Source organism: Kitasatospora sp. NPDC056446, from assembly GCF_042796115.1.
Lineage (GTDB): Bacteria > Actinomycetota > Actinomycetes > Streptomycetales > Streptomycetaceae > Kitasatospora.
Genome location: NZ_JBHTRF010000131.1, coordinates 1 through 12,693, shown reverse-complemented (window position 1 = coordinate 12,693; position 12,693 = coordinate 1). Strand labels below are relative to the sequence as shown.

The 12,693-nt window shown below is 71.3% G+C and carries 13 protein-coding genes; 4 read left to right on the top strand and 9 right to left on the bottom strand.

The annotated features are described in order from the left end of the window. The first annotated feature begins 814 nt into the window (after positions 1-814). Positions 815-994: a hypothetical protein gene (locus ACFQ6N_RS39230; protein WP_380658935.1), complete on the top strand. Its 180-nt coding sequence runs from the start codon at positions 815-817 to the stop codon at positions 992-994. Positions 995-1,032: 38 nt separating this feature from the next. On the opposite strand, the gene ACFQ6N_RS39225 is transcribed toward ACFQ6N_RS39230, so the two are convergent. Together ACFQ6N_RS39225 and ACFQ6N_RS39220 are read right to left on the bottom strand one after the other, a co-directional pair. Beyond that, positions 1,033-1,371, bottom strand: coding sequence for a hypothetical protein (locus ACFQ6N_RS39225; protein WP_380658934.1), 339 nt, complete (start codon positions 1,369-1,371; stop codon positions 1,033-1,035). Positions 1,372-1,956: 585 nt separating this feature from the next. Further along, positions 1,957-2,301, bottom strand: a complete 345-nt coding sequence (locus ACFQ6N_RS39220) for a DUF4259 domain-containing protein (protein ID WP_380658933.1) — start codon at positions 2,299-2,301, stop codon at positions 1,957-1,959. Positions 2,302-2,850: 549 nt separating this feature from the next. Between ACFQ6N_RS39220 and ACFQ6N_RS39215 the strand changes: the two genes are divergently transcribed. Then, positions 2,851-3,453, top strand: a complete 603-nt coding sequence (locus tag ACFQ6N_RS39215; RefSeq protein ID WP_380658932.1) for a hypothetical protein — start codon at positions 2,851-2,853, stop codon at positions 3,451-3,453. A gap of 74 nt (positions 3,454-3,527) precedes the next feature. After that, entirely contained in the window at positions 3,528-3,887 is a 360-nt protein-coding gene (locus ACFQ6N_RS39210; RefSeq protein ID WP_380658931.1) for a hypothetical protein, read from the top strand. Between the two features lie 841 nt (positions 3,888-4,728). On the opposite strand, the gene ACFQ6N_RS39205 is transcribed toward ACFQ6N_RS39210, so the two are convergent. The 3 genes from ACFQ6N_RS39205 to ACFQ6N_RS39195 form a co-directional block, all read right to left on the bottom strand. Further along, the gene (locus tag ACFQ6N_RS39205; protein WP_380658929.1) at positions 4,729-4,989 is read right to left on the bottom strand and encodes a hypothetical protein; all 261 of its coding nucleotides are present in this window, start codon (positions 4,987-4,989) and stop codon (positions 4,729-4,731) included. A 105-nt stretch (positions 4,990-5,094) separates the two neighbouring features. Next, a complete protein-coding gene (locus ACFQ6N_RS39200; RefSeq protein WP_380658928.1) occupies positions 5,095-5,568 on the bottom strand; it encodes a hypothetical protein in 474 nt (157 codons plus the stop codon). A gap of 1,500 nt (positions 5,569-7,068) precedes the next feature. After that, complete coding sequence (locus ACFQ6N_RS39195; protein WP_380658927.1) at positions 7,069-7,959, bottom strand: hypothetical protein; 891 nt, start codon at positions 7,957-7,959, stop codon at positions 7,069-7,071. A 903-nt stretch (positions 7,960-8,862) separates the two neighbouring features. On the opposite strand from ACFQ6N_RS39195, the gene ACFQ6N_RS39190 reads away from it, so the two are divergent. After that, on the top strand, positions 8,863-9,615 hold the full coding sequence (locus ACFQ6N_RS39190) for a hypothetical protein (protein WP_380658926.1): 753 nt from the start codon (positions 8,863-8,865) through the stop codon (positions 9,613-9,615). Positions 9,616-9,729: 114 nt separating this feature from the next. On the opposite strand, the gene ACFQ6N_RS39185 is transcribed toward ACFQ6N_RS39190, so the two are convergent. The 4 genes from ACFQ6N_RS39185 to ACFQ6N_RS39170 form a co-directional block, all read right to left on the bottom strand. Next, the gene (locus ACFQ6N_RS39185; RefSeq protein ID WP_380658925.1) at positions 9,730-9,852 is read right to left on the bottom strand and encodes a hypothetical protein; all 123 of its coding nucleotides are present in this window, start codon (positions 9,850-9,852) and stop codon (positions 9,730-9,732) included. Next, the gene (locus ACFQ6N_RS39180) at positions 9,819-10,694 is read right to left on the bottom strand and encodes a hypothetical protein (RefSeq protein ID WP_380658924.1); all 876 of its coding nucleotides are present in this window, start codon (positions 10,692-10,694) and stop codon (positions 9,819-9,821) included. The genes ACFQ6N_RS39185 and ACFQ6N_RS39180 overlap by 34 nt, the downstream gene beginning before the upstream one ends. Positions 10,695-11,006: 312 nt before the next feature. Next, positions 11,007-11,888 carry an NADP-dependent oxidoreductase gene (locus ACFQ6N_RS39175; protein WP_380658923.1) on the bottom strand — a complete coding sequence of 294 codons (882 nt, stop codon included), beginning with the start codon at positions 11,886-11,888 and terminating at the stop codon, positions 11,007-11,009. A 149-nt stretch (positions 11,889-12,037) separates the two neighbouring features. Next, positions 12,038-12,433: a MerR family transcriptional regulator gene (locus tag ACFQ6N_RS39170; RefSeq protein ID WP_375896448.1), complete on the bottom strand. Its 396-nt coding sequence runs from the start codon at positions 12,431-12,433 to the stop codon at positions 12,038-12,040. Between the last annotated feature and the right edge of the window lie 260 nt (positions 12,434-12,693).

Sequence of the window (12,693 nt, the reverse complement as noted above, 5' to 3'; positions counted from 1 at the left end):
GCAGGGCGGCTAGACGAGCCCGGGTGGTCTTCTGCTGGGGGCGCGCATCGTCCAGCCGTTCCCGGGCGGAGGCGAGCGCGAGGTCGCAGGCGGTGTCAGGTGGAGCGCCGTGAACCCGAGGAGCAACAGCAGTGCCGGAGCCCGGCCGGTCGGGAGACGGCCGTATCGTCCGGGAAGGGCCAGGGGCCCGTCCAGGGGCGTCTGGCCAGATTGTCGACAGGCCCGGGCGGTCCTGCTGATGACGCCGTAGCCGTACAGGGGCCCGTCCACGAGCGCGGCAAGGATGAAGTACTGCGGTTCCGTCAGGAGCGGCTTTTGTCTCGTCACACCCGCGAGCATGTATCGAGTATCGATATGTAGCGTTCGGCAGCCACTGCGCAGGGCGCGCCGGGAGCGGGGTCTCCACCGCGTCCGGGTGGTGGGACCGGGGACAGGCACGAGAAGAGCCGAGCTCTCCCCTGGACGCGGGACCTTGACGGCTTCGTCCGCTGGCGCCGGTCCGTTCGGCTGCGTGGTCGTCGACGGCATCGACTCCGCGCTCGCGGGAACGGCACCGTCGAGGAGGCCCGGCCCCAGTGGCACGCCTACGGCCGCAGTGAGTCCGTCCTCCCCGGCCTGCTCTCCGGGGAGACGCCCAAAGGGGGGAGCGTGATCGCCTTCCGCGGTTTCCGGACGGAGAGGTACGCGACCACGTCACCGGGGAGACGTCACCGGGGAGGCCGGCCTCTTCGTGGCGGACATCACCAGCCCGCCCGGTCTCACCCGCTCCACCGGCCGGGCCCACGGGGGGCCTCGACCGGATCCGCTTCAACCCGTGGAAGCCCGCGCCGAACACCGGCGCCGCGGCTTCGACATCCTCGCCACCCCCACCTGCGACCCGGACCCCGAGGGAGGGGAGAAGCACGCCCACGGCTTCCGATCCGACTCCGCCCGGCTCACCCGCCGCCACCGGCCGCCGGGGCACCAGCAGCACATCCCACAGCGCTTCCAGTGAACCGGGGTGATACCGCGGGCCCGGTCTGGTGAACGGGGCTATCCAGACACCTCACGGCATCGGCTGGTCGAGTCCTCTCGAACAAGGCCGGCGTTGAGAGCCCGCTGCCACAGGCGGTGCCGCCACTCGTTCGCGGCGGGGCCCGGCTTCTCGGTGAGGACGGGGTTGGGACCGGTTTCGATGAGATGCAGCAGTGACCACGCCAGGCCGTAGCAGTCGTCTGGCCCGAAGCAGGTGGCCAGCGCCTGGGCCTCGGCGGCGGTGACCGGTCTACTGATCGCCTGGAGCTGCTGTCCCCGCCGATCGATCCCGCCTTCGTCCGCGTCCCGGTCAGGGAGTACGCCCCCGGTGACGAATGCCTGAACTTCGCGTCTCATGGCCGAATGATCGGCTCGTGGCACCGTGATCGGCAAAGACGTCAGACCACCCTGGCGTCGACCGGTGACACGGCCGACGGGAAAGCGGTGTCTTCGTCGAAGAACCAGCAGTTCTCGAAACAGTGGCAGAGCGACCCGGGCATGCGGTCGAACAGGGCGCGCTGAGCGGCGGAGCCGGCAGGCACCGGCCGCACCGGCCTGTGACCTACGACCCGGCCTGCCGCCCGGCCGCCCTGCGTCGGCGCCGCCTCGACGAACAGGCCCCACAACTACGCGCACAGGCCCAGGACCTGCTGGAGATCCTCGCCCCGGGACCACCACCCGGGCACGGGAACACCTCGACGCGATGGACAGCGACCAACTCGACCAGGCCGTGCGCCACGCCCGCGCCGCCCACGACCACCTGGCCGCCCACTCGACTGCCCCCGACCCACCCCACGCAGCCCACGACCCGACCCCGGCCAGCAGCCCGGCCCGACCCCAGGGCTCCTCAACCCCCCCCAACCCGGACACTGACGCGGGGGCTTTAATCACGAGTCGTGGCTCTGGCTCAACTTCCGTGACCGGTAACGCTGGGTTAATCGGTTAGAGGTCGAAGAGTGGTGGTTCCCGAGGCTCAGGCTCGGGTGCGAGGACGGCGCGGATGCGGCCGATGGCCTGCCGCCGCTCCGGTCCGTCCGCTGTCTCGTCCCAGAGGCCGGCGAGCTCGCAGTTCTCGGCAACCACGCGGTCGAGCGCCTCGACAGCGAGCGGCCGGAGATCGATGGCGAGGATCGGAAGGGCTTCGTCGGGGCCGTAACTTGTGCTGATCGGTCCACCGCCCGGGCACTGGGCGGCGATGAGAGCGGCGGCGGCAACTGCCCAGTGCTGTGACCGCATGGGTTCACCGGGTTTCTGCGTGCCTGTCGAGGACAGCTCAGCGATCGGCATCGGCGAGTGGTCCGGCCTTGGTGACAACTCCGATCCACCAGTCCGGCTGATCGGTGGGCTGCCACGAGGCTTCCAGCTGTCGATGGGTCGGCTCTTCGGCCCTGAGGCGGAGGGCGGCCCGTGCTGTCTCGGGCTCGCATGAGGGCTCACCGGCTCCGCTGTTACGCCTCCTTCACCGGGTTGGATGTCCACCCGCATGCAACCGGTCCGGATGGTGCGACCGCCGACCCGGCGAACCCATGCGGTCACAGCACCAGCTGTCCGAAGCCCTGGAGAACCCGGATGATCGGCCAGTGGGTCCTGGCCACTCGGCTGGGATACGACCGCTGAAGGAGGGCTGGTCACTCCAGTGCGGGCAGCGCCAGACTCTGGGCATGCACACACCATGTACTGAGGGTGCGAGTTGACGGAGACGGAATCCCGCTCCCAGCCGCATGGGGTTCGCAAGCACGCGGAAGAAGCACGGCCAGGACCCGAACCGGTGTGAACGAGAAGGGTACTGAGCGGCGGATGAAGACCCCTGTCCGACCATGATCGGAGATTCGTATCGTGACCGGCGACATCGTGCGATCCCGTCGAGTCGCCACCCTGCGCATCGGCACGGCGACCGTCATCGCGGCTGTGAGCCTCGGGGCGACCGCCGGCATGGCACAGGCCACCGAGTACCGGAGCCAGCGTGCCGAGACGGTGAAGACGGAGGTCTCGACGGCAACGGCCGTCTTCCGGGCCGCCGGAGCCCCCGCCATCCGGTTCGACGCTCTGGAGGATCGCTTCGCGGCCCTCCCCGTGTCCCCGACCTTGCAGCAGGTCCTCGCCGCCATGTATCCCAACGACGCGGTCGCTCAGGGTCTCGCCCTCCAGGCGCTCACCCGCCCCTCTCCGGCTGGGGCGGGCCGGCAGACGACAACCGGCGTTCAGGCGGCCCAAGCCGGCTGGGACGACGTGTTCACGGTGGCCGGGTGCGTCGCCGCCATCGGCGCCTTCGTCGCGGGCAATGCCGTCCTGGTCGCAAAGCTCAAGAAGCTCGGCGGCGTGTACAAGGGCGCCAAGCTCGTCATCCAGGCGGGCAACGCCGAAGAAAGGATGAAGGCTCTCGTCGCCGTGTTCGGTGACATCACGGGCCTGACCACCGTCGTCAGCAGCTGCTCCTGACGGCCCCGGGCCGGCGGCCGGCTGCGTGCGGCCGGCCGGCATTCACCGTGTACTGCGCTCGGAAGGGGTCCGGCATGAAGGTTGTGTTCATGGTCGCGTTCATCACCGCTACAGCCGTGGAGGTGTGCGCCGCGGCACTCCTGCTGTGGCAGGCCGTTCGGCGGCACGGCACGGCCTGGGGAACGCCGGTGCCGCGGGGCCGCAACGTCCTCTCGTCCGCGAGTATCTTCGGCGGAACCATGACCATCGTGACGCTTGCCGCGCACGGCTGGAGCAGCTTGAACAGCAACAACCTCCTGCTCTACGCCGCGACTTTCGGCTTCGCCACCGCGGCCCTCATCGAGCGTGTTCGGAACAGGCCCGCGTCCCGGCTTCTCTACCTCGCGCCGGCACTCCTCGGGGCCCTTGCCGGACTCGTCGGCAACGAGCTCTGAACTCGACTCCGGCGGCAGTACCGTTCGATACGCCGCGGTGGTCGACGGGTGGCCCGCAGGCGACTGGCCGACGTACACCCCACAGCCGCAGTGGGCTGCCACGCCGGTCGCCCGGTCTCAGCTCTGGTCTCATCCGCCCGCGTCCGGCCACGTTCAAGACCGGGCGGCGGCTTGCGCCTCCGCAGTCCAGGACGGGCGTGGACCCCGGCGGACGGAGTTCGGGAGAACCGGAAAGCGTGTGGGGAGCAATCCCTCACGAGTTCGAATCTCGTATCCTCCGCCTTCGCCCGCCAGAGCAAACGAAGGGCCCGACCGCACTGCGGTCGGGCCCTTCGTCGTTCCGTGGTCGCCGTTGCCGAGATCCACTGGGAACGGCCGCCCGCACGACTGCATCCGGCCCCCGCCCCCGCCGAACCGTCGCGTTCGCACCCCGCGGGGCACCACTCCTGTGGCAGGGTGCCGCCCGTGGCCGTGTCCGAGAAGACCCGGAAGATCATCTGGGGTGAAGCAGGCGGCAGATGCGCGAGCGGCCCGGGGCGGTGACGCTCGCGGCGCACCGCGTGCCGGAGGGCGGTGTCGTGGTCGGGGCCGTAGCGCTCGGCCTCGGTGGCGGTGGTGTGGTCGTGGAGGCGCTGCCATTCGGCGAGGGTGCCGGCCGCAGCGGTGTAGGCGGCTTCGTCGGCGTGCCGGTGGGGCCCGGTAGGCGCGCGGCGCCTCGTCCTCTGCACACGTCCCCGCGGTCGAGCTTTCCGGACAGCAGGCTGAGAGGGCCGCCCCGTCGCGCGGCCCGGGGGCCGTGTGCGTGACGGGGCGGCCCTCTGTGTGGTGAGGCGTTCCGGGCCTACGCGTAGAAGATCCGGAACAGGATGCCCGAGACGATCCCGAGCAGGACCGGAACGATGCCGCCGTTCCACAAAGGAGTGCGGGCGACAGCGTTTCTCGTCAGCGCGGTGGCCGGTCCTGCCCACCCCAGCCCGTAGACGATCCACCCGGCGAAGGCGTCATCGCGTACGGCGAACAGGAACCACGCGAGGAGAGCGGCTCCTATCGGGGCCTCCCAGAGGATGCGTTCCAGATCCTGCTTCTTGTCGGTGGCGTTCATCTCTTCCCGTCCGTTCGATCCGTCTACGGCACCGGCCCGTTTCCGGCGGTCGAGAGGGCACGGTGTCGGCGGTTCTCCTCTGCGTCTGCCGGGTCGGGACGGGGGTCAGCTCAGGATGTACTTGATGAGCTCCTCCAAGGCCCAGGCGGGGAGCTGACCGACGGTCCAGCGGATCGGGCTCTTCCAGGACAGGCCCTTGGCCCAGTCCTTGAGGCCGGAGGCACCCTTGGCCGCGGCCTTCTTGGCCGCGTTGACCACGCCCGGGCCGGCCTTCTTGATGAGCTCCCAGGCGGCCTTGGCCGCGTTGCCTCCCACGCTGCGCGTCTCACGCGTGTGGCCGTCCTGATCGGCGATGGCCTGCATGCCGGCGCGCTCTTCGGCGTTGAGCTGGTTCGCGAGCTCCGGCGTCGCGAGGACCTGCCGTGCCAGAGCGGAGCCGAGCAGCGGCTCCTGTTCCGTCGTGGTGACGGTCGCGGGTGCCGCCGGCGCGTCAGCTGCCGTGGCCGCCGGAGCAGCCGCACCCATCATGATCGCGGTGGTCATCGCCGCAGCCGCCGCTATCTTCTTCGTACGATTCACGTGCTCGTGCCTTCTTGTCTCGGAGAGGATCGATCGCCCCGGCCCCGGGGCATCAGCGCCCGTGCAGGCGCGCGCCTTCACCTGCGCCGGGGAGGGTCACCGTTTCCGTCGGCTCGCCCCCGGCGCAGTCTTTCTGCGTGCTCAGAGCCTCTCGCCGCGCCGGTACGGGGGGACAGCCCCCAGTCAGCTGCCGTGTTTCGGCCGAGTAGCCGGGACACCCCATCCGTTCGACCGGCGGTCGACGGCCCGAGGCGGCAGCCGGGGCCACCGGTCGGCGAGGCCGCGGGGCGGCGGGCCCCGGGCTCTGTCACCGTGGGGTGGTGACGGAGCCTCACGGACAGGCGGCCCTGCGGGCCGGCCACGCTGCGAAGCACGGCCCCCCGACGCGGCCAGTACCGGCCGACCGGCCTGTGACCCACGGCCCGGCGTGCCGTCAGGCCGCCCTGCGGCGGCGCCTGGAAGTACAGGCCCCGCAGTTGCGCGAACAGGCCTGGGACCCCCGCCCGGACACGGGAACGCCTCGACGCGATGGACGGCGAACACCTCGACCAGGCCGTACGCCACACCCGCGCCGCCCGCGACCACTCGGCCGCACTCCACCAGGCACTCGACCTACCCGGCCGTCGGCCGACCCGGCGGCGGGACACCCGGCACCCGCCCCACCCCACGCGGGGGCCCCGCCCCGGCCCCCGCCGGCAACCAGCACCCCCGAACTCCTCAACCCCTTCCTCCGACCCGAACACACCGGACAGCCCGGACAGCCCGGGCACTGGCAGGCACTGCCAGGCCCGGGGGCCGGCCACAGACAGGGACGACGCCGACGGACGCGGGCGGGCCGGGCCGAACAGCGCGGCGGCTTGTGACGGGGCAGCGAGGCGGGGACGGCAGAGCGGGACAGGCGGGAAGGCGGACCCGGGCGGCGAAGCGACCCGAGCGACCGGAGACCCGCCCACCCCGCACCGGGGCCGGGGACCGGGGTTCCGTCACCACCTTGTGGAAGCGTTCGTCGAACGGCCACCGTGACCCGGTCCCCGGTCGGCCCCGCCCGCAGCATCCTGCGCGGGCTGCCGCACGTCCTGGACGTCCTCCACTCCGGCGCCGGACTCCTGCGCGCGGTCGTCCGCCGCGCCGCCGGACACGGGCGGACGGCACCGCCCGCACGGCCGTCGTCCGACGCTCCCCCGTCGAGACCGTCGCCGTCGCCAAGGGCCAGGGACCCGGTACGGCCGGGGCCCCGGCCGCCTCGGAGACACTGTCGTTGCATTCGGGGCCCTGGCCGCTTCGCCCCGTCGAACCGGTGCCGGAGGCCGGTCCTCGCCAGACCTCGGCAGCGGGACCTGCGCAGGCCGAGGCGTCCGACACCCCGGGAGACGGCACCCCCGGCCCCCACGCGGATCCTGCAGCGGTCCTCGCGGGTGTCGGTCCGCCGCCCGGCACGGGCCGCGCGGAGCGCCCCGACGAGGAGCGGCGAGGAGCGGGGCCCGCGCGGCCCGAGGACGGTCAGAAGCCGATGATCCGCAGCTCGGCACCGGACACGGCGTAGAAGGTGTGCCCGTCCGGGCCCAGCGCCAGGTCCGAGGCGCTCAGGCCCGGGACGCCCTCGCCGGGGACGATGGCGTCGGTCGCGGTGTCGACCGCCAGGAGCGAGGAGTCCTGGGAGAGCGTGTACAGCCGGGTGCCGGCCGCGTTCACCGACAAGGTCCGCAGCCACCGGTGCGCGGTGATGTCGTAGCTCGCGGTGACGGCGTCGGTGGCGAGGTCGACGGTGAAGCCCCGGCCCCCGCCGTTCACGCCGAACAGCCGCGTGTCGTCCGGGGACAGGGCCAGACCGGCGAAGGAGCCGGCGGCGGCGCCGTTGGTGCCCTCCACGACAGGGCTGCCACCACTGGTGTCCAGGTGCGTCAGGCCCTCGTCGCTGACCACGTACACGTCCCCGCCACCCGGGCGCGCGACCACGGAACCGGTGAAATGCCCGGGCACCGTCACCGCGCCGGTGAACGCCTGCAGGCCGGTGTCGAACTGCAACACCCGGGTACCCTCCTCCGTCGGACGCTGCGGGGTCGTCGGCCCGAACTGCGTCACGTACACCCGCGAACCGTCCGCACTGACCGTCAGCGCACCGAGGTTGCCCGCCAGATACCCCGCCGGAGTGCTCTGGGCCGGCGGCGCGACGCTGGCGACCAGGGTGTCGGTCGCGGTGTCGACCACGCCCAGCAGGGACACCGGCGAGCCGTGGCCGACCCCGTAGAGCACGTACACCCGCGAACCGTCCGGACTCACGGCCACCCCGGAGGCAGCCGCGTTGTACCCCCCGCTCAACACCACGTCCGCGGTGACCGCCCCGCTCCGCGTGTCGACCACCGCCAGACCCGAGCCGGTACCACGCGACATGGTCGACACGTACGCCCTACGGCCATCCGGGCCCACCGCCACCGACTGGCCCCCCGCCCGCAACTGCACAGCCCGCGGGACACCCCCCACCGGCCCGTCACCCCCGTCCCCCGTCCGCGCGACGGCCGGGAGCACACCGGCGACCAGCAACACCCCCGCCACCACCAGGGAACCCGACCAACGAACCTTCGACACAAGCGAGTTCACGCGATTCCTCCCCTCGGACCACCACGCCTGCCACGGTGGTCCGCACACGCTACGGGGGAACCCCCGCCACGCCAATACCCCCTCCCCACCATTCCTCCACACCCAGGACACCGACCCCACCCCGGCGGGCCGGGAACGGCCACGGTGAACCCGGAACCCTCATCACTCCACCCCACCCAACCCGCACCCGGCAAGACGAAACCATCCGAAACGACCGGTACGGATACGCCCCCCGGGAGGAACACCGACAGGGGGGCACCGGTCAGGGGGCACCGGCCGCAGGGGTATCGCCCGCGGCGCCACCAGGAACAGCCAAAGAACCCCGGGACAGGCCACCGCGCAGGACACAAGGGCGAGGCAGCGGGCAGGGACGGCGGCCGGGGCGGCCGGGGCGGGCCCCGGCGGGCGGGGACGGCGGAGCGACCCAAGCGACCGGACACCCGACCGGGACGGCCGGGGGCGGGGCCAGGGTTCCGTCACCGTGCCCCGGCACACCTGCGCCGGGCGCGCCACGGGGACGTTTGCACTATCATCCGACGCGCCCGATGCCCAACAGTGTCACGGTCACTCGCCGGAGGGCGGGCCACCGCGAAACCGCTGGAACTGTGGTGACATCGGGTCGAACAGGACAGGCCGTGCCGTCGAACGTGGAGTGGTCGAATGCCATCACCGGGGCGCCGCAAAGCCCTCCTCGTCGTGGGCGCCGTCGTCGCCCTGGCTACTCTGTCCGCAGTGGTGCGCTATGCGGACCGCGAGCCCAGAGCTGACGCGGGGCTGTTCAGCCAGGTGCTCCTCAGCGCCGACGGCCGCACCCTCACAACACCGGTCATGTGGGCACCGTGCCAGGAGCCCGAACCGCGGCTGTTTGCGCGCGAGACGCCGCAGACGGTCGCCGCGGATCTGAAGACCGGGCGCACCGTGGACCAGACCCACGAGTGCCCCTCAGCCGGCCGTCTGGTCAGTCTCACACTCCACGCCCCTCTGGGGACCAGACAGCTGTCGGAGGCCAACACAGGAAAGCCCTTCGTCCCGTTCCCCGCCGCCCGGCTCGCCGACGTCGGCTACCTCCCCCCGGGCTTCACCGCGATATCGGACGTCCCACAGGTCTTCGGCTCCGTGGCCGGACCCTGGACTCCCAATCCGTACAACCGCAGCGACACCGTGCCCTCCTGGACCCGCTACTACGCGACCGTCGGCAAACCCGCGCTGAGCATCACCCAGAACCTCCCCGCGGCCGGCACCCACGACCCGGCACCGGGCACCCATGCCGGTCCACCGATGTCCGTCAACGGCCACAGCGCATCCCTCGTGTGCGACACGGATTCCGAACGCGCCCTCACCTGGTCCGACGGCGTCAGCACCTTCACCGTGGTGAGCATCGACCCGCACCACGCGGCGCTCTCGCCCTCCGAGCTCCTCCGGGTGGCCAACGGCCTGCAGAACCCCTGAAAGGCACGAACAGCACGCATCCGTCCTCTGCCTCGGCACCGCTAGCAACAGCGGCCCCGTGCCCCATCACGGATTCGAGGCCGTCCAGGCGCTGCGCGACCCCGCCCAGGTGCGTTACTTCTCCCAGGGGACGGCGCGGGCGAAGACCTCGTTGACCTGGGCTGCGACGTCCTGGCGGATCGTGGCGAGGGAGACGGCGGCCATCACGGCGAAGGTCCAGCGCAGGCTCGTGGCCATCCCGGGGCTGTCCGCCATGAGCGGGACCATCGGCAGCAGGACGGCGGCTGCGGCGAATACCGCGGCCGGGGCCCGGCCGGGGGCGGACGACGACGGACGGCGCGGCGGCGCGGCGGCGCGGCAGCGGGACGCCGAGGCCCCCGGCGAACGCCCCCGGCTTGACCAGCAGGATCTCCAGCGTAGTGGTCCAGCAGGTCGTGGTAGGTGTAACGGCGGGTCAGCTGCGGGTGGCGGGCGACGACCTTGCGCCCGTCGAACACCCACAACTCGTTCGCCCGCAGCTTGACCCGCACCTTCGCGCCGATGAACTTCGCCGGCACCGAGTAGTAGCACTGCCGCACCGTGATCCGGGAGTTCCTGGCGACCACCGGCGTCAGGTCGATCCCGCAGTCGTAGTCGTCCGCCGGCAGCGGCCGCAGCCGCTCGCGCTCGGCCTCGAAGTCGAACCCGATCGACGTCGGCTGGCCATGGATGTGTCGGGCGTCCTCCGCGACGTCGATCGCCGCCAGGCGCTCGTTCAGCTCCGCCAGCGACTCCACCACCGGCGGCTGGACCAGGTGCTTGCGGCGAAAGCGCCCGCCCTCGTGCTCGACCCCGCCCTTCTCGTGGGCGCCGACCTCGCCCGGCGCGCAGTAGAACGCCGAGAACTGGTACCAGGACTTGAACGACGCCCACCGCGCCGACTCCAGGCGGGAGCGGCCGAACAGCACCTGCTTGACCGCCGGCTTCAAGTTGTCGTAGCGGATGTGCACCGACGGTACCCCGCCCAGCACCGTGAACGCCTCCAGGTGCCCTTCCAGGAAAGCCTCCTGCGAGGCGGTCGCGTAGACCCTTCTCTGCACTAGCGATCGTCGCTCGGGGTTTCCTGGGGCAAAACCGCTGGCAGCTGGGCATTCGCCTGGCAAGGATGCAGCTATGCGTCACGCCACCACTGACCCTGAGCTGCTGGGCTTGGTCCGCCGATTCGTCACACCCGGACGGCGGTACCTTCGGCGGGGTGGAAGCTTGCTGCGGTTGAGCGGGCCTGAGTGTCGGCGTACGCCTGAACGTGCTCAACGCCGTACAGGTGAACGTGTTCAGTTGTTGCTGCGCTGACCACGGGCTCTCGTCAGTCCGCAATGGACGGTCGGCGGCGTCGGGCGGCCGGGCACTTCTCATACCACCTTGATGACAACCTTGCCCGAGGCGTGACCGTTCTCGACGGTGGCGAGGGCGGCCGGGGCGTCGGAGAGCGGATGGACCGCGGTGATCACGGGTACGAGGACTCCGTCGAGGGCCAGCCGGGCGGACCGCTCCAGGTTCTCGCGGTCGAGGCGACGCTCGACGAAACGCCCACCGAGATCGGGCACAGACATATCGCCCACGGCGATGACGTTGTAGGGCTCCCGGGCCAGTGGCGCGACCGTCCGCAGCGAGGGGCCTCCGACCAGGTCGACGATCCCGTCGAAGCCGTCCGGGACCAGCTCGCGCGCCGCGGTGACGACGTCCTCGGCGGCGTAGTCGATGAACCGCACCCCGATGGCCTCGGCGTGCTCGCGTTTGGCGGCACTCCCGGTGCCGATCACACGCAACTCGCGCCCGATGGCCAACCGGGCGACGGCGAGGCCGACCCCGCCCCCGACCCCGTTGACCAGGACCGTCGCACCGGCCGGGAGGTCGAGCTGGTCGAGCACGTCCACCGCGGTCGTCCCGGCCACTGGCAGCGTTGCCGCCACGGTCGCGGACAGAGCCTCCGGGATGCGCGCGCTGTTCGGCGCGGACAGCACCGTCGTCTCGGCGTAGGTGCCGCCACCGGTGAGTGCGAAGCCGAAGACCGCGTCACCCACCTCGAGCCCTTCGACATCCTCGCCCCGAGCGAGAACGATTCCGGCTGCCTCCATCCCCAGAACGCGGGGAAACGGACGCCCGCCGTCGAGCCCGTCGACCAGTCCCGAGCGCAGAAGGTGGTCGAGGGGATTCACGCCGGCCACGGTGACCCGGATCAGCACCTCGCCGCGACCGGGGACGGGATCGGGACGATCGAAGAACTCCTGCACCTCGGGCCCGCCATACCTGCCAAAACCCCACGCCTGCCCCATCTTCTGCTGCCTCTCGTGTGACCGACCCCGGTGGTTCCGGGCGCTGTCGCCATCCTCACCTCTGACATTGATGTAAGGGGCAAGTGGCTGAGATGCAGATCACAGCATCAGGCCGACTGTGCCACCGGTTCCGGGGCCGTGGACAGCTCCGCCCGGTGCCGGCTGTTGGCCCTGATCAGCACGTCGAGTGCATCCCGGGTCTCGATCAGGTGCGCAATGTCGGAGTCGATCCGTTCGCGCTCGCGCATCATCGCCGTGAACGTCTCCTCGGCGACGCCCAGGTCGCCAGGGATGTCCACACACGGCAGCACAGTCGCGATCACCCGGCTGGACATACCCGCGTCGAACAGCTGTCGGATGAGCGATACGCGCTGGACCGCACCATCGGAATAGTGACGCTGCCCGGCGTCGGAACGTGAGCTGGTCAGCAGGCCCTGCTCTTCGTAGTACCGCAGTGAGCGCGGACTCACGTCCGTGCGCTTGGACAGCTCGCCGATCCGCATTTCTGAGAGCCTACGCCCGCGTGCTCCGGGTTCAGACCGCCGGCGAGTCATGGATGCTCGCAGACACCCCCACGGCCGCAGGGTTGTCGTCCCCGGTCCCACGACTGAACACGTTGGTCTGTACGCGCCTGAGCACTTTCCTCAGTACGCCGACAGCCTGAGCGCCTAGTAGTGCTTTGTTAGGTCGGGGCTGGTCTTGGTCTGGGCAGTGCTTGCTGGCAGGTCGGGCATGTGCCGTTCCAGGTGGCCAGGAGGTGTTG